This window comes from Curtobacterium sp. 458 (assembly GCF_030406605.1).
Taxonomy (GTDB): Bacteria; Actinomycetota; Actinomycetes; order Actinomycetales; family Microbacteriaceae; genus Curtobacterium.
In genome coordinates, this window is record NZ_CP129104.1 from 2,297,811 (window position 1) to 2,315,225 (window position 17,415).

Sequence of the window (17,415 nt, forward strand, 5' to 3'; positions counted from 1 at the left end):
CCGTGACCGACACCGCAGCCACCGCCCAGCCGCTCGTCTCGATCATCATGGGGTCGGACTCCGACTGGCCGACCATGCGGGCCGCCGCCGACATGCTCACCGAGCTCGGCATCGCGTTCGAGGCCGACGTCGTCTCGGCCCACCGCACCCCGGACAAGATGACCCGGTTCGCCCGGGGTGCCGCCGCACGGGGCATCCGCGTGGTGATCGCGGGTGCCGGTGGCGCTGCGCACCTCCCCGGCATGGTGGCGTCGATGACGACGCTCCCCGTGATCGGTGTCCCGGTGCAGCTCGCGCGCCTCGACGGGCTCGACTCGCTGCTGTCGATCGTGCAGATGCCGGCGGGCATCCCGGTCGCGACGATGGCGATCAACGGGGCGGCGAACGCCGGACTCCTCGCGGCACGCATCATCGGCAGCGCCGACCCGGCGGTCGCCACGCGGCTCGCCGAGTACGCGGACGGGCTGGAGCAGCTCGTCGAGGAGAAGGCCGCGCGGCTCCGCGAATCCCTCTGAGCGGACCCGCAGCGCCTCCGTCGCACGGTGCGCGACGCGCGCCCGGGGCACGCGACGCGCGCCCGGGGCACGCGACGCGCGCCCGGGCCACGCGATTGGGTCAGTCCCGCTCGTAGACCTTGATCACGAACGCGCCGTCCTTCCACTCGTCCGCCGTGTGCCACGTCGAGCCGATCTGGTCCTGGAGCACACGCGGCTGGTCGGCCGTCGGCTCACCGACGAACCAGATCCGGTCGACGTCGGACAGGTCGGGCAGCGGGGCGGTGACCGGACGACGCTGCGCCCAGAGCTCGCCGATCGACACCGCACTACGCTCGACGGTCAGGTCGCGCATCCCCGCGAACGCCTGCGGGTAGGACGCCTCGACGAACTCGGTCGTCCGGTTCACGTGCGATGGCAACGGACCGTAGTAGATCGCGTCCCGCGTACCGGCGGGCTCGGCCGCGCGCTCGCGCTGGATGAGCGCGGTCGCGGTGTCCCAGGTCGATCCGTCCTTCGCCATCGGCTGCCGCTGCGACGACCACTGCGGCGCCGAGAGCACCGCGAGGAGCGCCAGCCACAGGACCGCCGTCCGGCGCCACGGCAGGAACGTGAGGCCCAGGGTGATCGCGATCGCGACGAGCGGCGTCTCGAAGGTGAAGTAGCGGGCGTTGTAGAGCGGCCGGACGAGCACCGACGCGACGTAGATCGCGGCCGGGGGCAGCAGGATGATCGGCAGCGTGAGCTCGACCGCGGGCACCCGGTGTCGGAGTCGGGGGAGCGCCACCGCCGTGACCGCCCCGACGGCGATCGCGAGCCAGCCGACGAACGCCATCGACTTCGACCCCATGAAGAACTGCAGGACGAAGACCGGCTTGAGGATGCCGGTGCCCCAGCCCATCTTGCCCATGAAGTACAGCTGCTTGGCGGCCTCGCCCGACGTCAGGTGCACGAACGGCAGCAGCAGGACGCCGACGAGCGCGGTCGGGACGAGCCACCACAGCGCTGCTCGCAGGTGCGGACGCCGACCCCCGGGGCCACCCCGCCGGACCACCCAGACCAGCAGCGTGAGTGCGTGCGCGGCGAGGATGAGCACCTCGTAGATGAACAGCAGGCCGCAGAGCAGCGCCACCGCGCCGTAGAGGACCCACCAGGCCCAGGCCCGGGGCCGTCGCTCGACGGTCCGCTGCACCGCGATGACGAAGACCAGGGTGAGGGTGACCGCGACGACCGCCGTGAAGGCGTACGACCGGCCCTCGATCCCCGCGGAGGTCACCCGCGGCAGGAGCAGGAAGACGATCCCGGCCACGATGCCGGCCCACCGGCCGGCGAGACGCGCGCCGAGCACGACGGTCAGGGCGGCGGCGACGCCGGTCGCGACCGCGCTCGGCAGGCGGAGCGAGAAGACCGAGTACGGGACGACCTCGAACCAGACGTGGAGCGCGGCGTAGTACAGCCCGTGCACGGCGTCCACGTTGTGGACCATGTGCCACAGCTCGGGGAGCGACCGACGCGCGGCGCTCATGGTGGCGGCCTCGTCCGCCCACGCCGCCGGGATCCAGGACCCGATGACGGCGACCACGAAGGCCGCGAAGCCGACCAGGACCGCCGCGGGCCAGACGCGGGGAGGCCGGGCGTCGAGCTCGGACCCGCGGCCGCGTGGTCGTTCCGCTGCCGCGTCGACGACGGTCGGCGCAGGTGAAGGCATGGCGGTCCCGTTCAGTTCGGTGCAGGGTGACCGGACAACGGTAGCAGTGGCACCGGTCCGGTCGGCCGTGACGCGGTGGTCAGAGGTCGGCGTGCAGCTGCCAGGTCTCCGAGGCGGCGTCGTTCCAGTCGAACATCCGCGCGCGGTCCGGTCCGGCGACCGCCAGCTGCGACGCGAGCAGCGGATCGTTCACCACCTGGTAGACGGCCTGCGCGAGCCGCTCCGCGTAGGAGTCGCGCGGGTCGCGGGCGACGGTCACGCCGGCGTCGGACGCGACCTCGCTCACGGCGGCGTCGTCGGAGTGGATCACGGGCGTGCCGAAGCTCATCGCCTCGATCACCGGCAGGCCGAAGCCCTCGGCCAGGCTGGGGAACACGAACACCGTCGCGCGGTCGTACGCCACGGCGAGGTCCGCGTCGTCGACCCGACCGAGGACCTTCACCCGGTCGCGGGCGAGTCCGGCGCGTTCCGCGGTGCCGTACACGTCGACGTCGCCCCACCCGTCGGGCCCGGCGATCACCAGCGGGACGTCCTGCGGGGCGTCCGGGTGTGCCATCGCGTCGATGAGGTGGGTGAGACCCTTGCGCGGCTCGAGCGTCCCCACGGCGAGGACGTAGCGCTCGGGGAGACCGAGCCGCTCGGCACGGAGATCGGCGTCGACCGGGGTCCTGAGCCGCCCGCTCGGGGCACCGCCGATCACCCGCAGCCGGTCGTCGAAGCGGTGGATCTCGTTGAGGGCCGACGCGACGGCGTGGGTCGGCACGACCACGGCGTCGGCGTACTTGTACGCGCGCTTGATCATCGCGCGGTGGAAGTGCACACCGCGGGGAGTCAGGGTCTCCGGGTGGGTCCACGGCACGGTGTCGTGCACCGTCACGACGGTCTGGCGGCCCGGGAACTGCACGCGGTCGTGCTTGACCAGCGGCGCGAGCACGCTCGGGGCGTGCACCATCTCCTTCGCGAGACCGCCGACCATCCCGCCCTGCCACGCGAGTGAGAGCTCGCGTCGGGGGAGCGCCAGGCGCTGCAGCTCCGAGAGTCCGGGCAGCAGCGTCTCGAGTCGACGGAGCTCGTCGTTCCCGACGGCGGAGACCACCGCGGCGACGTCACAGCCCTCCGGCGCGTTCGCGACGAGGTGGCGCGTGAGCTCCTCGGTGTAGCGGCCGATCCCACCGGGCACGGGGGCGACGACCTGGTCGACGACGACGTGGAGAGTGGTCATGCTGGCGTGCTCCTCGTCGTGGTCGTGGTGCCGTGACCCGGCTGGCTGACCCTACCAGGGGGGACGGGGAGGACACCGTGACGGACCGGCACGGGCGCCCGTCCGACGCGACCCGGTGACGGCCTGGAGGCTCCGCACCGGTCCGGTGCCGTGCCTCCAGGCCGTCTCCTGGTCGCGTCAGGTGCCGCGGCTCAGGCCTGCAGGGCGCCCGCCTGCACGGCGGCGTGCAGCGCCTCACGCCAGTCGCGCATGGGCGCGAGCCCGGCGCGCGACCAGGCGTCGTGGCCGAGCACGCTGTAGGCGGGCCGCGGCGCCGGCCGGACGAAGGCGGCACTGTCGGTGGGGAGCACCCGCTCGGGGTCGAGACCCACCTCCGTGTAGATGGCCCGGGTGAAGTCGTACCAGGAGCCCTGGCCGGCGTTCGTGCCGTGGTAGACGCCCGCCGGGGCGTCGCCGTCGACGAGCTCGACGATCCGCGCGGCGAGGTCGCCGGTCCAGGTGGGCTGCCCGACCTGGTCCGTGACGACGCTCACGGTGTCGTGCGACGCGGCGAGACGGAGCATCGTGGCCGCGAAGTTCGGCCCGTGCGCGCCGTAGATCCACGCCGTCCGGACCACGTACGAGGTGTCCGGGGCGATGTCGCGGACGAACGCCTCGCCAGCGGCCTTCGACCGGCCGTACGCGTTGATCGGGTCGGTCGGCGCGTCCTCCGCGTAGGGCGCCGTGCCGTTGCCGTCGAACACGTAGTCCGTCGACACGGTGAGGAGCTTCGCCCCGTGCCGGACCGTGGCCTCGGCGAGGAGCTTCGGCCCCGTGGCGTTGACGGCGTACGCGTCGTCCTCGTGGGTCTCGGCGTCGTCGACCTTCGTGTAGGCCGCGGAGTTGATGACGACGTCGTGCCCGGCGACGGCCGCGTCGACCGCGTCGGCGTCGGTGATGTCGAGGTCCGCGCGGCCGAGGGCCGTGACGTCACGTCCGGCGAGGGCGTGCTGGAGGTCCTGGCCGAGCATGCCGGCCGCCCCCGTGATGAGGTATCGCGTCATGGTGTCGTGGGTCCCGTCGGGGTCGGTCACGCCGCTCAGCTGAGCGCCGCACGCTCCTTGAGGGGCTCCCACCAGGCGCGGTTGTCGCGGTACCACTGCACGACCTCGGCGAGGCCCTGCTCGAACGGCACCTGCGGCTCGTAGCCGAGCTCCTCGCGGATCTTCGTGATGTCCACCGAGTAGCGGAGGTCGTGTCCGAGCCGGTCGGCGACGCGGTCGACGCTCGACCAGTCGTGGCCGGTGGCGTCGAGGAGCAGCTGCGTGAGCTCCTTGTTCGTCAGCTCCGTCCCGCCGCCGATGTTGTAGACCTCGCCGGCGCGGCCCTTGACGAGCACGAGCGCGATGCCGCGGCAGTGGTCGTCGACGTGCAGCCAGTCCCGGACGTTGTTGCCCTCGCCGTAGAGCGGGACGTGCTTGCCGTCGATGAGGTTCGTCACGAACAGCGGGATGACCTTCTCGGGGAAGTGGTACGGCCCGTAGTTGTTCGAGCAGCGCGTGATCGACAGGTTCATGCCGTGCGTGCGGTGGTAGCTGCGGGCGAGCAGGTCGCTGCCGGCCTTCGACGCCGAGTAGGGCGAGTTCGGCTCGAGCGGGCGGTCCTCGGCCCAGGAGCCCTCGCTGATGGAGCCGTAGACCTCGTCCGTGGAGACGTGCACGAACCGCTCGGTGCCGTGCCGGAGCGCGGCGTCGAGGAGGCGCTGCGTGCCGACGACGTTGGTCTCGACGAAGATGCCCGAGTCGCGGACGGACCGGTCGACGTGCGACTCGGCGGCGAAGTGGACGATCGCGTCGACCGTCGGGACGACCTCGTCGAGCTTCGCGGCGTCGCGGATGTCACCGTGCACGAACGTGTACCGCGGGGAGTCGGCGACGGGTGCCAGGTTGGCTTCGTTGCCCGAGTACGTCAGTGCGTCGTACACCACGACCTCGGCGCCCTCGAGGCCCGGGTAGGCGTCCTCGAGCGTTCGGCGGACGAAGTTCGAGCCGATGAAGCCGGCCCCTCCGGTGACGAGGATCTTCACTGGGGTCTCTTTCCTGTTGGTCGGGTCTCGATCGGTGCGGACGGTGTACGCGGCGAGGAGTCTACCGGCCCGTCCACGCGGGCCGCCGACAGCCGCCAGACCGCGACGACCGACCAGACGGCGGCGACGACGAACAGCAGGCCGGACAGTGCGATGGGCATGGTGCCGGCGACGGAGTCCCCGCCCATCCGCTCGAGCCCGGCCGCCGTCACGCGGAACTGCACGTTCTCCCACCCGCCGCGGTAGAGGACGCCGAGTCCGTACGTCCCGATCACGAGACCGGCCACCGCGGCCGTCCGCGCCAGACGCTGCCGGAGGAGCGGGCGGACGACGAGCGCCCGCCACGCGATCGCCTGCGCGGTGACGAGGGCGACGATCGCGATGAAGAGGAAGCGTCCCTGCAGCCCGTTGCCCTGGTGGGTCCCCAGGTAGTTCCGCCAGCTGTAGGCGAGGGTCGCGACGAGCACGAGCGCCGGCCAGAGCAGGAGCGTCGTCGTGAGGCCGCGTCCCGTTCCACGACGGGCGTACGCCCACGCGAGCACGGTCAGCGCGACGATCGTCATCGAGTCGACCAGAGCGGGCGGGAGGACCCACTGGTTGGCACCGAGGAGCCCCCAGAACGAGTTCGTGAGACCGTCCCACTGCCGGCCGGCGAAGGCCCCGGGGTTGGCGCCGCCCGACGGGTAGGGCACCACGGTGGTGGAGCCGCGGAGCGCGTCGGGGACCAGCGTGCCGCTGCGCACGAGGGTGCGGACCCACCACCAGCCGGTGGCGGCGAGCGGCAGGACGAGGACGACGGCCGCGTGGACGGTCCGGGACACGAGCGGCCGCCCGTGGGCGAGCAGCACGACGACGACCGCGAACGGGACGGCGACGAGGCCGAGCGCGGTGAGCGCCGACATCGCGGTGACGCTCACGGCGAGCCCCACGGTGGTCCACCAGGACCGGTCGCCCGTGAGCGTCCGGACGGCGAGCCACACCATCACGGCGCCGAACAGCACCATCGGGGCCCAGAGGGAGACCGCGGCGGTCACCTGCGCGAGCTGCGGCACGGCGAAGAGCAGGAGCGGAGCGACGAGCGCGGTCCGCGGCGAGCGGGTCGCGCGGCGCACGGTCGCCCAGACGAGGAGCGGCAGTGCGGCGACGACGACGACGTCGAGGAGGCGCAGCGCCAGGACCGCGGTGCCCCAGCTGTGCGAACCCCAGCCGATCGCCTTCAGCACGAGCGCCGCCACCAGGTAGTACGTCGGCGGGTGCTGGGACATCTGGTCGATCGCCGGCGAGTCACCGGGCACCTGGGCGAGCAGCGCGGACACCGTCGTCCGGTCGGCCGCCGCCACCGGGTGGTCGACGACCTGGCGGATCGCGGCGAGGTAGTGCATGTCGCCGGGGGGTGGCCAGCCGAGTCCGAGCGCGAGTCGGAAGGCGGCGTCCACGTGTGCGGGCTCGTCGGGCGCACCGAAGACGGGCGTCACGAACGCGAAGAGCAGCAGGAAGCCGACCCAGGCGGCGGTCACCGCGCCGATGGTCGTCCACTGGCGGCGGGCGGTCACGCGGCGACCCCCTCGGGATCGACAGCGGGGGTCGTGGCCGGGGTGGTCGTCGCGGCAGTCGGGGCGTTCCGTTCGGGTGCGGTGCTGCGCAGCCAGCGGACGAGGAGCACGCACGTCGCCACGAGCAGCAGTCCGGCGATCACCGTGAGCGTGATCGTCCAGCCGCCCGACAGCATGCCTGCGCGGTCGTACCGCTGCAGGTTCGCCTCGGTGATCCACCACGCGGCGTCGCGGCCGAACGCCCGGATCACGTAGACGAGTCCGTACGCGGCGATCGCGCACGCGGCGATCGCCATGCCCACCGCGAGCCGGGTCCGGCCCCGAGCGGTGATCGCGACGCGCGGCCAGGCCAGGGCGCTGAGGGCGATGAGCGCGAGGAGCGTCGGGTAGTAGTAGCGCCCCTGTGTGCCGGCGACGATGGTGTTCCGGACGTAGCCGCCCCAGCCGCTCTGCATGTGCAGCGCGATGAGGATGACCGGGTAGGAGGCCAGCACGAGCGCCGGGCGCAGGGACGGTCCGCGGCGGAAGGCCCAGAAGACGATGCCCGCGAGCGAGAGCACGGTGAGCGCGTCGATGAGGAACTGCGCGATCTGGAACTGGGCGAGACTGCCCACGCTGCCCCAGAAGGTGCGGGTGACGCCGTTCCAGTAGTCGCGGAGGAAGACCTCGGGCGATGCTGCGGTGCCGTCCGGGAAGGGCTTGTCCGGCCGCGCGTACTTCGCCATGCCGTCGGGCTGGATCTGCCGGTACACGATGAGGTTGTGCAGCCACCACCACGCGCCGACCAGGGCCGCGAGCGCGAGGGTGCCGAACGCACGGAGACCGTTCCGGAGCACGACGCCGCGGTGGAGGCCCGCGGTGAACACCGCGATGCCGACGAAGGGGATCGCCGGCAGCGCCGTGCCCTTCACGAGCAGCATCGCCCCGAGCGCGATCGCGATGCCCACGAGCAGCCGCTTCCGGTGGTCCCCGGTCAGCAGGCGGGTCACGAGGTACACGAGGATGCCGGAGAGCGGCAGCATGAGCGCGTCGTTCGTCACCGAGGCGCCGATCGCGGCGAGCTCCGGGACGGCGAGGACCGCCGCGCCGCCGAGCACGGCCGCCCGCGGGGACCGCGTGAGCCGCCGGACCGTGGCCCAGGCGAGCAGCGGCAGCGGCAGCGCGAGCACGGCGTCGAAGAGGCGGAGCGCGAGCACGGCGTGGTCCCAGCGGAGGTCCTCGAAGTGGACGAGGTGCAGGACGCCGGCGGCGAGGAAGTAGTAGGTCGGCGGGTGCTGCGTCATCTGGTCGACGCTGCCGACGTTGTTGCCCGGGTACTCCTGCAGGAGCTGACCCCACGTCGGGTGCACCGCCGCTGGTTCCCGCAGGTTGTCGTGCTGGGTCGCCTCGGTCGCGTTCAGGTACGGCAGCGTGCCGGGCGGGGCCCAACCGTCGCCGATCGCGACGTGGACGACGGCGTCCATGTGCGTCGGTTCGTCCGGGGCCTTGTACGTGGTGGTCCCGATCGCCCAGACCGCCAGCACGGCGGCGAACGCGACCGTGATCGCGGTGACCACGATGCGTTCGGCACGCCCCACCCGCGGTGTCCGAGCGCCCCGGTCAGTCACCGTAGCGCTGCAGTTTCTGCAGGTCGAGCTGTTCCTCGGCCAGCGTCCGGTTGAGCCGGGTGAGGTCCGCCACGACGCCGATCACCACCGCGAGCACGGCCGTGATGAGCAGGACCACACCGAGGATGATCGACTGGAGGTGGTTCCCGGGGGTGTGCATCCAGAGGAGCACGAGGTAGCGGACGAGCGGCCAGAGCCCCAGTGCCCCGAGGACCGCGGCGACCCACGCGAACAACGCCATGGGTCGGTACATGAGGTAGACCCGGGCGATCGCCGAACCGGACTGGAACATGTGCTGGAAGATGTTGCTGAACAGCCGGGACTCGCGCGTCTTCGGGTTCGTCGTGATCGGCACCGAGGCGATAGCGAGGCGCTTGTACCCGGCCTGCACGATGGTCTCCATGCAGTAGCTGAAGCGCGTCACGATGTTGAGTCGGATCAGGGAGTACTTCGAGTACGCGCGGAACCCGCTCGCGGCGTCGGGGAGGTCGAGGCCGGCCGCCCGCGAGGCCACCCAGGACCCGAAGCGCTGCATGAGCTTCTTGAACCCGGAGAAGTGCTCGATCGTGCGCGTCTGGCGGTCGCCGATGACGATCTCCGCCTCCTTCCGGAGGATCGGCTGCACGAGCTCGGCGATCTGGGCCTGCGGGTACTGGTTGTCGCCGTCGGTGTTGACCACGATGTCGGCGCCGTGCAGGAGCGCGTAGTCGACGCCGTCGCGGAACGACCGGGCGAGGCCCATGTTCGTGGTGTGGTGCACGAAGTGCTTGACGCCGTGCTCCTTCGCGACCTCGACGGTGCGGTCCGTGCTGCCGTCGTCGATGACGAGGATCTCGATCTCGTCGATGCCCTCGATCTCCCGCGGGATGGAGTCGATGACGCTGGCGAGGGTGTTCTCCTCGTTGAGGCAGGGGATCTGGACGAACAACTTCACGGGGATGCAGGTCTCGTTTCGATGGCTGACGGGAGCGCGAGGCCTCAACAGCCTAATGCGAACGGGCGTGCAGGTCGCGAAACGTGGTGTACCAGCCGGCTTGCTAGGCTGCCGTGGTGCAGATCCGCGAACTCAAGATCCCCGGCGCGTGGGAGTTCACGCCCGTGCAGCACGGCGACGCACGAGGAGCGTTCCTCGAGGCCTACCGCGCCGACGTCCTCGAGGAGACGGTGGGCCACCCGCTCGACCTCCGCCAGGTGAACATGTCGATCTCCTCGGCCGGTGTCGCCCGGGGCATCCACTACGCCCTCGTCGCCCCGAGCCAGGCGAAGTACGTCACCGCCGTCCGCGGCGCGTTCATCGACTACATCGTCGACATCCGCGTCGGCTCGCCGACGTTCGGGCAGTGGGACTCGGTGCGGATCGACGACGTCGACCGCAAGGCCGTCTACCTCTCCGAGGGCCTCGGCCACGCGATCGTCGCACTCGAGGACCGCTCGACGGTGAACTACCTGGTGAGCGCGCACTACGACCCGCAGCGCGAGAAGGGGATCACGATCCTCGACCCGACGGTCGGGCTCGAGCTGCCCGAGGGCCTCGGCGAGCCCGTGCTGTCCGAGAAGGACACGACGGCGCCGACGCTCGAGCAGGCCGCCGAGCAGGGGCTGCTGCCGACCTACGAGGAAGCGGTGGCGTACACCGAGTCCCTCCGGACGAAGAAGTAAGGGACTCGACGTGAAGGGCATCATCCTCGCCGGCGGCTCCGGCACCCGGCTCTGGCCGATCACCAAGGGCATCAGCAAGCAGCTCATGCCGATCTACGACAAGCCGATGGTCTACTACCCGCTGTCGACGCTCATGATGGCCGGCATCCGCGAGGTGCTGGTGATCACGACGCCGGAGTACAACGAGCAGTTCAAGGCCCTCCTCGGCGACGGCTCCGCGCTCGGCATGGACATCCAGTACGCGGTGCAGCCGAGCCCGGACGGCCTCGCGCAGGCGTTCGTCATCGGCGAGGACTTCATCGGCGACGACAGCGTCGCGCTCGTCCTCGGCGACAACATCTTCCACGGCACGGGCCTCGGCACGAACCTCCGGAAGAACACCGAGGTGCAGGGCGCCACGATCTTCGCGTACCACGTGGCCGACCCGACCGCGTACGGCGTGGTGGAGTTCGACGACGACTTCACGGCCGTCTCCATCGAGGAGAAGCCGACCGAGCCGAAGTCGAACTACGCGGTGCCCGGTCTGTACTTCTACGACAACGAGGTCATCGAGATCGCCAAGACGATCGAGCCGAGCGCGCGTGGCGAGCTCGAGATCTCGACCGTGAACGAGCGCTACCTCGACGCGGGGAAGCTCGGCGTGCAGGTCCTCGACCGCGGCACCGCCTGGCTCGACACCGGCACGTTCGAGTCGATGATGCAGGCCTCCGAGTACGTCAAGGTGATCGAGGACCGGCAGGGCTTCAAGATCGGCTGCATCGAGGAGATCGCCTGGCGCAACGGTTGGATCGACGACGCGCAGCTCGCCGAGCTCGCCGCGCCGCTCGTCAAGGGCGGGTACGGCGTGTACCTGCAGCGCCTCCTCGACGCCTGACCCGGACCGTGGGCCTCTTCCGGCGGAAGCGTCGCGCTGACGGCGCGGTCGTCGACGTCGGCCAGGAGGCCCGTGGTGCCTCCGGGACGTCGACCGACGACGTGCGCGTGACCGGCTGGGACGGCGACCTCCCGTCCCTGGACACGCCGGTGACGGTGCTCGTCACGACGCGCTCCGACCGGCACGCCGAGGTGCCCCGGCTGGTCGCGGCTGCCCGTGACGCCTTCGGTGCCGACGTGGACGTGCGTGCGGTGTCCTACGTGGCCGACGCGTCGCCCCGGGACGGCTCCGACCCGGCGCAGCCGTGGGGACGCCGTGGTCACGTGGACGGGCTCGGGTCGGCGATCAACGCCGGACTCGCGGCGGGCGTCGGGCGGACGCTCGTGCTCGTCGACACCTCCGTCGAGGTCGGGCCCGAGGCGTTGCGAGCGCTCGCACACGACGTCGACCGACCGACCCAGGCCGCCGTCCGGACCGCTGACGGTGTCCATCGGGCCGGAGCACGGCTCGTCCGACCGGGCGCGCTGCCGTGGTCGGACGACCGTGCCGCACCGCCGGACGACGTCGTCCTCGGGGCGGACCAACCGGTGGTCTCGATACCGCAGGGCGCCGTGGTCCCCGCACCGTGCCTCCCGGACGAACGGACCACGCTGACGGCGTGGACCGCCGACGCGGCCGCAGCCGCGCGAACGACCGTGCGCACCCGTGCCGTCGGACCGGTCGTCCGGACGGTCGAGCCGGGTCGCACCGTCGACGCCGCCGTGGTGGACGTCGTCGCGTCGTGGCGTGACCGCCCGGCGGACGGCGCAGGGTCCGGGGTGGTCGCCGGGCTGCCGCTCCCGCCGTGGGGTGCCCGGCCCGTGTCGCCGGTCGTCCGGTCACGGGTGCGGGCCGACCGGCTGTCGTGGTCCGTCAAGATCGCCGCCCCGGCCGGCCCCGAGGGCGACGGCTGGGGCGACGTGCACTTCGCCGCCGAGCTCGCGGCCGCACTCGAGCGGCTCGGGCAGGACGTCCGGGTCGACCGGCGTGACGCCCACGTGCGGGACGACGACGGCGACGACGACGTGACGCTCGTCGTGCGCGGCCTCGACCGCGTGCCACCGAACCCCGCGTCCGTGAACCTGCTCTGGGTCATCAGCCACCCCGACGACGTCACGGACACCGAGCTGCGGACGTTCGACCGGGCGTTCGCGGCCGGACCGACGTGGGCGGCCGAGGCCTCCGCGCGCAGCGGCGTGCCGGTCGAGCCGCTCCTGCAGGCGACCGACCCGTCGGTCTTCCACCCGGGGACCCGCTCCGCGACCGGCGCCGATGCCGGCCGCGTGGTGTTCGTCGGGTCGACGCGGGGGACCGAGCGCCCGATCGTCACCGGTGCCGTGTCGGTCGGGGCCGACCTCCGGGTGCACGGACCGGGCTGGGCAGCCGTCCTGCCGCCGTCCCTCCTGGGCGAGCCGGCGTTGTCGCGCGCGGAGGTCGCGGCTGCCTACGCCTCGGCGCGGGTGGTCCTCAACGACCACTGGCCGGACATGGCGGCCGGTGGGTTCGTGTCGAACCGGGTGTTCGACGTCCTCGCGGCGGGCGGCGTCGTCGTGACCGATCCGGTCGCGGGGCTCGAGGACGTGCTCGACGTGCCGACCCTGGCCGTCGCCCGCTCCCGGGACGGACTCGCGGCCCTGCTCGACCCGGCACACCCGTGGCCGTCCGCGGGCGAGCGCGCCGAGATCGCCGCGCGCATCGCCGCGAACCACTCGTTCGACGCCCGCGCCGGCTTGCTGCTCGACGCCGCCCGCGCCGAGCGTGCACGGCTGCTCCGCTGACGCGCTCGCGCGCGGTCCGCGGAGCGGGCGACCCGGCGGGCGCTACTTGCGCGTGACCCAGCGCGCCCGGGCGGACAGACCCGCGCGGAGTGCGATACGGAGCGGCCACAGCCACCAGGCGCGGTACTTGCGGGACAGGTAGCGGTAGGCGCTGCGGTGGTGCTCGATCTCCATGCGGCGCCGGTTCGACGACGTCGAGTGCGCCCCGGTGTGCGTGACGACGGCCGACGGCACGTACACGTTCGTGCGACCGGCGCGTCCGACACGCTGCCCGAGGTCGACGTCCTCGAAGTACATGAAGTACGACTCGTCGAACCCGCCGAGCTGCCGGAACAGCGACGTGCGGATGAGGAAGCACGCGCCCGACAGCCATCCGGCCTCGCGCTCGACGACCTGGGTCGTGGACCAGTACCGCTGGCTCCACGGGTTCGCCGGCCAGAACCGCGAGAACGCCGCGTGTCCGAGGCCGGTCCGGAGCGACGGCAGCTGCCGCGCCGACGGGTAGGTCTCGCCCTGGTCGTCGAGGATCCGCGGGCCGAAGGCGCCACCGTCGGGGAGCCGGTCGGCTGCCCGGACGAGTTCGTCGATCGACCCGGGGCCGAGCACGACGTCGGGGTTCGTGACGAGCAGGAAGTCCGGGCGGACGTCGGGCAGGACGTCGTCGAGGGCGGTCAGCGCCGCGTCGATGCCGCCGCCGTACCCCCGGTTCCCGCCCGAGGACACCACCGTGGCGCCGTACGACTCGCCGATCGCCCGGAGCGCGTCGAGGTCGGCGGACCCGTTGTCGGCGATCACCACCGCGACCGGGGTCGACGAGGCGTCGGCGACGCTCGCGAGGAACGGTCGGATGGTCTCGCCCGTGTTGTACGTGACGGTGAGGACGGCCACGCGTGGCGACGCGGTCACCGGGTGCCTCCCGTGCGCGCGCCGGCGGCCGGGGCGTGCACGTCGGCGTACGCCCGGACGTGGACGGCCGCGGTGGCGTCCCACGTGAAGTCGTCGGCCCGACGGAGCGCGGCCGCGCGGTGCCTCGCGATGCGGTCCGGGTCGTCGAGGAGCGCCGTGATCGTCGTCGCGATCGCCTCGGCGTCGGGCTCGGTGTACACCGCCGCGTCACCGCCGACCTCGGGCAGCGACAGACGCGGGGTGGTGACCACGCAGGCACCGGACGCCATCGCCTCGACCACGGGCAGCCCGAAGCCCTCGCCGAGGGACGGGTAGACGACGAGCTCTGCGCCGCCGAGGAAGCCGGCGAGGTCCTCGAGGGGGAGGTAGCCGGCCTCGACCACGTGGTCGTCGTCCTGGAGGGCGTCGAGGCGTGCGGTCGCGGACTCGTCCCAGCCCCGCGCTCCGGACAGCACGAGCCACGGGGTGTCGGATCCGGTCACCGCGCGGGCCTGCCGGACCGCTGCGTACGCGTCGAGCAGGGCCGGCACGTTCTTGCGCGGTTCGATCGTGCCGAGGAACGCGATCCACGGCGCGCCCTCGGGGAGCGTCGCGGCGATCCGGGCGTCCTCGACCTCGGCCGTCGAGGGCTCGTGGAAGACGGCCCGGTCGACGCCGAGCGGCGCCACCCGGACGTCGGCGCGGATGCCCGTCACGACCCGTGCGGCCTCGGATGCGGTCGCCGCGCTCGGCACGACGACGACCGGTCGGCTGCGGAGCGACCGACGGCTCCACCAGGTGAAGAACGTGCGCTTCGTCCGCGAGTGCCACTCCGGGTTCGAGAAGAAGGTGGCGTCGTGCAGGGTCACGACCGAGCCCCCGCGCCAGGCGAACGGGAACGTGTAGTGCGGCGAGTGGAGCACGTCGGCGTGCAGTCGACGTGCGAGCAACGGCAGCCCGGTCTGCTCCCAGACGAAGCGCAGCGGCACCGAACGGGTCCACCGCGGTGCGGCGTGCACGGTGACGGACGGCGCGAGGGCGGCGAAGTGCTGGACGTGCTCCGGTCGGACGACCAGGTGCACGTCGAGGTCGGGCGTGGCGAGGTGCGAGACGAGGCCCTCGACGTAGCGACCGACGCCGCCCAGCGCTGCCGGTACGGCCGTCCCGTCGATCAGGACGGTGGTGTGCGGCACGCGAGGATCCTTCCGGCCGGGGCCGTCGACGGGGGAGCGACCAGGATAGCGCCCGCGGCTCATGCTCCGGGGTCCACGGACCGGCGCGGCACACTCGCGCGACGGTCCTCGGTCAGGCGACGTGCCAGGTGCCGGGGGAGGTGCCCTGCGACGTCGGCCAACGCTGCCAGGACGAGCCGTGCCTCCCGGCGGTCCCGCGCGGACGCGAGGCCGCGCAGCCCGCGTACCGCTGTGCGGACCGCTGCTCGGCAGATCGTCGACCACGGCGCGTGCCAGAGCGCGACGACGAGTCGGTTCCGCGCGTTGCGGAAGACGAAGAGGTCGCTCCGGACGCCGGACGACGCGGAGTGGTCGTGCTCGACGACGGCGTCCGCGGCGTGCTCGACGCGCCACCCGCGGCGGCGGAGCCGCCAGGCGAGCTCGGTGTCCTCGTAGTACATGAAGAGCGACTCGTCGAGCAGCCCGACGTCGTCGAGCGCGCTCCGCCGAAGCGCGCTCGCGCCACCGGAGAAGCCGAAGACGTCGACGTCGGCGCGGTGGTCGGCGGCGGCGAACCAGTCGCGGTCCCGGCCGTTGCCGTCGCGGTCGACGCGCACGCCGGTGGAGTTGAGGCGCACCTCGCCGTCCGGCGCCGGTGTCCACCGGTGGCCGGCGTGGTCGTGCAGCACGCGCTGGTCGGGTGCGGGCACGGCACCGGCCGGGAGGCGCGACCAGCGTCCGGCGAGGAGGATGCGGCCCGTCACGGCGGCGGTGTCGGGCGCGGCGCGCGCCAGGTGGTCGCGGAGCGCCGCGACGAACCCCGGCGCGGGTTCGGCGTCGTTGTTGAGGAGGACGACGACGTCGGCGTCGGTCGCGCGGATGCCCGCGTTCGCGCCGGCCGCGAAGCCGTCGTTGTGGTCGCGGGCCACCATCGTCACGTCCGGCAGCGCCGCCCGCAGCACGGCGACGGAGTCGTCCGAGGAGCCGTTGTCCACGACCACGACCTGCGCGTCGGCGGTCGGGTCGTCGAGCACGGCGCGGGCGGCACGCGCGGTCAGGTCGGCACGTTCCCAGTTGACGATGACGACCGCGGTCCGCGTGCCGTCGCGCGGCACGGAGGGTCCGGGCACGTTCAGAGCTCTTCGAGCGAGGGCTTCGCGTAGACGGTGCCGACGGCGTCGCCGAACGAGGGCACCTCGAACGAGTCGCACTCGGGCAGGTCGTGCAGGTGCCGTCCGGCGGAGTCCATCATCGAGACGTTGATGAAGTACTTGCCGGTCCCGAAGTTCGTGTCGGCGATCTTCAGCCGGAGCTTCCGTCGGCCGTGCAGCGGCTCGAGGTGGACCCCCATGATGCCCGTCGTCGTGCCGTAGACGACCTGACCCGCGGTGTTGTTGATCTGCACCGCGGCCTCCCAGTCGGTGACGCCGTCGAGGTGCTCGAACTCCATGTCGACGACGAGGTCGTCGCCGGGGGTGACGGGGGCGCGGTGCTCCTTGCCCTCGGCGGTGACGGTGGCGCCGAGCACGGTGCCGCGGCCGACCGCCACGTCGGCGCTCAGCTCGCCCGACCGGCGCTCCTCGAGCACGTCGCGGAACTTGCTGACCGCCTGCACCGCATCGCCGTCGTGCAGGACCTTGCCCTTGTTGAGGAGGACCACACGGTCGCACATCTCCTGCACCTGGCTCAGGGAGTGCGTGACGATGATGATCGTCTTGCCCTGCTCCTGGAACGAGCGGATGCGGTCGAGGCACTTGCGCTGGAACGCCTCGTCGCCGACCGCGAGCACCTCGTCGACGAGCAGCACGTCGGGGTCGGTGTGCACGGCCACGGCGAACGCGAGTCGCACGTACATGCCGGAGCTGTAGAACTTCACCTGGGTGTCGATGAAGTCGCCGATGCCGGAGAACGCGAGGATGTCGTCGAACCGCGCCTCGGTCTCCTTGCGGCTCAGGCCGAGCAGGGACGCGTTGAGGTAGACGTTCTCGCGGCCGGACAGGTCCGGGTGGAACCCGGCGCCGAGCTCGAGCAGGGCGGCGAGGCGACCGCGGCGGGACACCGTGCCGGAGGTCGGCTGGATGATGCCGCCGATCGCCTTGAGCAGCGTCGACTTGCCGGAGCCGTTCTGGCCGATGAGCCCGACGGTCGACCCGGCCTGGATCGTGACGCTGACGTCGTCGAGCGCCCAGAAGTCCTGGCGGTGCTTCCGGCCGGCGCGGCCGAGCGTGACGATGCGCTCGCGGATGGTGTTGTCCTTGCGGACGGTGAAGCGCTTCCGGACGTGGTCGATGACGATGACGTCCGGGCGTGCTGCGGACCGGGTCGTGGTCGACGGGGTGACGGGCGTGCTGATGGCCAT

15 protein-coding genes are annotated in these 17,415 nt (G+C 72.4%); 4 read left to right on the forward strand and 11 right to left on the reverse strand.

The features are described 5' to 3' along the window. The first annotated feature begins 2 nt into the window (after positions 1 to 2). Complete coding sequence (purE, locus tag QPJ90_RS11395) at positions 3 to 515, forward strand: 5-(carboxyamino)imidazole ribonucleotide mutase (protein WP_290131338.1); 513 nt, start codon at positions 3 to 5, stop codon at positions 513 to 515. Between the two features lie 100 nt (positions 516 to 615). Here the strand turns inward: purE and QPJ90_RS11400 are convergent, their stop codons facing one another. The 7 genes from QPJ90_RS11400 to QPJ90_RS11430 all read right to left on the reverse strand — a co-directional run bounded on the left by QPJ90_RS11400 (position 616) and on the right by QPJ90_RS11430 (position 9,583). Further along, entirely contained in the window at positions 616 to 2,202 is a 1,587-nt protein-coding gene (locus QPJ90_RS11400; protein WP_290131339.1) for a hypothetical protein, read from the reverse strand. A 79-nt stretch (positions 2,203 to 2,281) separates the two neighbouring features. Then, on the reverse strand, positions 2,282 to 3,424 hold the full coding sequence (locus QPJ90_RS11405) for a glycosyltransferase family 1 protein (protein WP_290131340.1): 1,143 nt from the start codon (positions 3,422 to 3,424) through the stop codon (positions 2,282 to 2,284). Positions 3,425 to 3,615: 191 nt separating this feature from the next. Further along, positions 3,616 to 4,467: a dTDP-4-dehydrorhamnose reductase gene (gene rfbD / locus QPJ90_RS11410; protein ID WP_290134217.1), complete on the reverse strand. Its 852-nt coding sequence runs from the start codon at positions 4,465 to 4,467 to the stop codon at positions 3,616 to 3,618. A 35-nt stretch (positions 4,468 to 4,502) separates the two neighbouring features. Then, positions 4,503 to 5,489, reverse strand: coding sequence for a dTDP-glucose 4,6-dehydratase (gene rfbB, locus QPJ90_RS11415; RefSeq protein ID WP_290131341.1), 987 nt, complete (start codon positions 5,487 to 5,489; stop codon positions 4,503 to 4,505). Next, a complete protein-coding gene (locus QPJ90_RS11420) occupies positions 5,486 to 7,042 on the reverse strand; it encodes a glycosyltransferase family 39 protein (protein ID WP_290131342.1) in 1,557 nt (518 codons plus the stop codon). Before QPJ90_RS11420 ends, rfbB begins: the two co-directional genes overlap by 4 nt. Continuing rightward, positions 7,039 to 8,619, reverse strand: coding sequence for a glycosyltransferase family 39 protein (locus tag QPJ90_RS11425; protein WP_290131343.1), 1,581 nt, complete (start codon positions 8,617 to 8,619; stop codon positions 7,039 to 7,041). Before QPJ90_RS11425 ends, QPJ90_RS11420 begins: the two co-directional genes overlap by 4 nt. A 22-nt stretch (positions 8,620 to 8,641) precedes the next feature. Continuing rightward, positions 8,642 to 9,583, reverse strand: coding sequence for a glycosyltransferase family 2 protein (locus tag QPJ90_RS11430; protein ID WP_290131344.1), 942 nt, complete (start codon positions 9,581 to 9,583; stop codon positions 8,642 to 8,644). Between the two features lie 116 nt (positions 9,584 to 9,699). On the opposite strand from QPJ90_RS11430, the gene rfbC reads away from it, so the two are divergent. From rfbC to QPJ90_RS11445, 3 genes are read left to right on the forward strand one after another with little or no spacing between them, the layout of a single operon-like run. Further along, positions 9,700 to 10,308, forward strand: coding sequence for a dTDP-4-dehydrorhamnose 3,5-epimerase (gene rfbC / locus QPJ90_RS11435; RefSeq protein ID WP_111238994.1), 609 nt, complete (start codon positions 9,700 to 9,702; stop codon positions 10,306 to 10,308). Positions 10,309 to 10,318: 10 nt separating this feature from the next. Then, complete coding sequence (rfbA, locus tag QPJ90_RS11440) at positions 10,319 to 11,182, forward strand: glucose-1-phosphate thymidylyltransferase RfbA (RefSeq protein WP_290131345.1); 864 nt, start codon at positions 10,319 to 10,321, stop codon at positions 11,180 to 11,182. An 8-nt stretch (positions 11,183 to 11,190) separates the two neighbouring features. Next, a complete protein-coding gene (locus QPJ90_RS11445; RefSeq protein WP_290131346.1) occupies positions 11,191 to 12,999 on the forward strand; it encodes a glycosyltransferase in 1,809 nt (602 codons plus the stop codon). 42 nt (positions 13,000 to 13,041) lie between these two features. Here QPJ90_RS11445 and QPJ90_RS11450 read toward each other — a convergent pair whose 3' ends face one another. Genes QPJ90_RS11450 through QPJ90_RS11465 form a run of 4 tightly spaced genes read right to left on the reverse strand, consistent with a single transcriptional unit; the run spans position 13,042 to position 17,415 of the window. Further along, positions 13,042 to 13,905 carry a glycosyltransferase family 2 protein gene (locus QPJ90_RS11450; RefSeq protein WP_290131347.1) on the reverse strand — a complete coding sequence of 288 codons (864 nt, stop codon included), beginning with the start codon at positions 13,903 to 13,905 and terminating at the stop codon, positions 13,042 to 13,044. Next, positions 13,902 to 15,077 carry a glycosyltransferase family 1 protein gene (locus QPJ90_RS11455; RefSeq protein ID WP_290131348.1) on the reverse strand — a complete coding sequence of 392 codons (1,176 nt, stop codon included), beginning with the start codon at positions 15,075 to 15,077 and terminating at the stop codon, positions 13,902 to 13,904. Before QPJ90_RS11455 ends, QPJ90_RS11450 begins: the two co-directional genes overlap by 4 nt. A gap of 59 nt (positions 15,078 to 15,136) precedes the next feature. Next, a complete protein-coding gene (locus QPJ90_RS11460) occupies positions 15,137 to 16,186 on the reverse strand; it encodes a glycosyltransferase family 2 protein (protein ID WP_290131349.1) in 1,050 nt (349 codons plus the stop codon). 2 nt (positions 16,187 to 16,188) lie between these two features. After that, entirely contained in the window at positions 16,189 to 17,415 is a 1,227-nt protein-coding gene (locus QPJ90_RS11465; RefSeq protein ID WP_290131350.1) for an ABC transporter ATP-binding protein, read from the reverse strand.

Bases quoted from the DNA above. Each gene is read 5' to 3' on its own strand.
- QPJ90_RS11400 (WP_290131339.1), bottom strand. From the start codon at position 2,202: ATGCCTTCACCTGCGCCGACCGTCGTCGACGCGGCAGCGGAACGACCA.
- QPJ90_RS11405 (WP_290131340.1), bottom strand. From the start codon at position 3,424: ATGACCACTCTCCACGTCGTCGTCGACCAGGTCGTCGCCCCCGTGCCC.
- QPJ90_RS11465 (WP_290131350.1), bottom strand. From the start codon at position 17,415: ATGGCCATCAGCACGCCCGTCACCCCGTCGACCACGACCCGGTCCGCA.
- rfbD (WP_290134217.1), bottom strand. From the start codon at position 4,467: ATGACGCGATACCTCATCACGGGGGCGGCCGGCATGCTCGGCCAGGAC.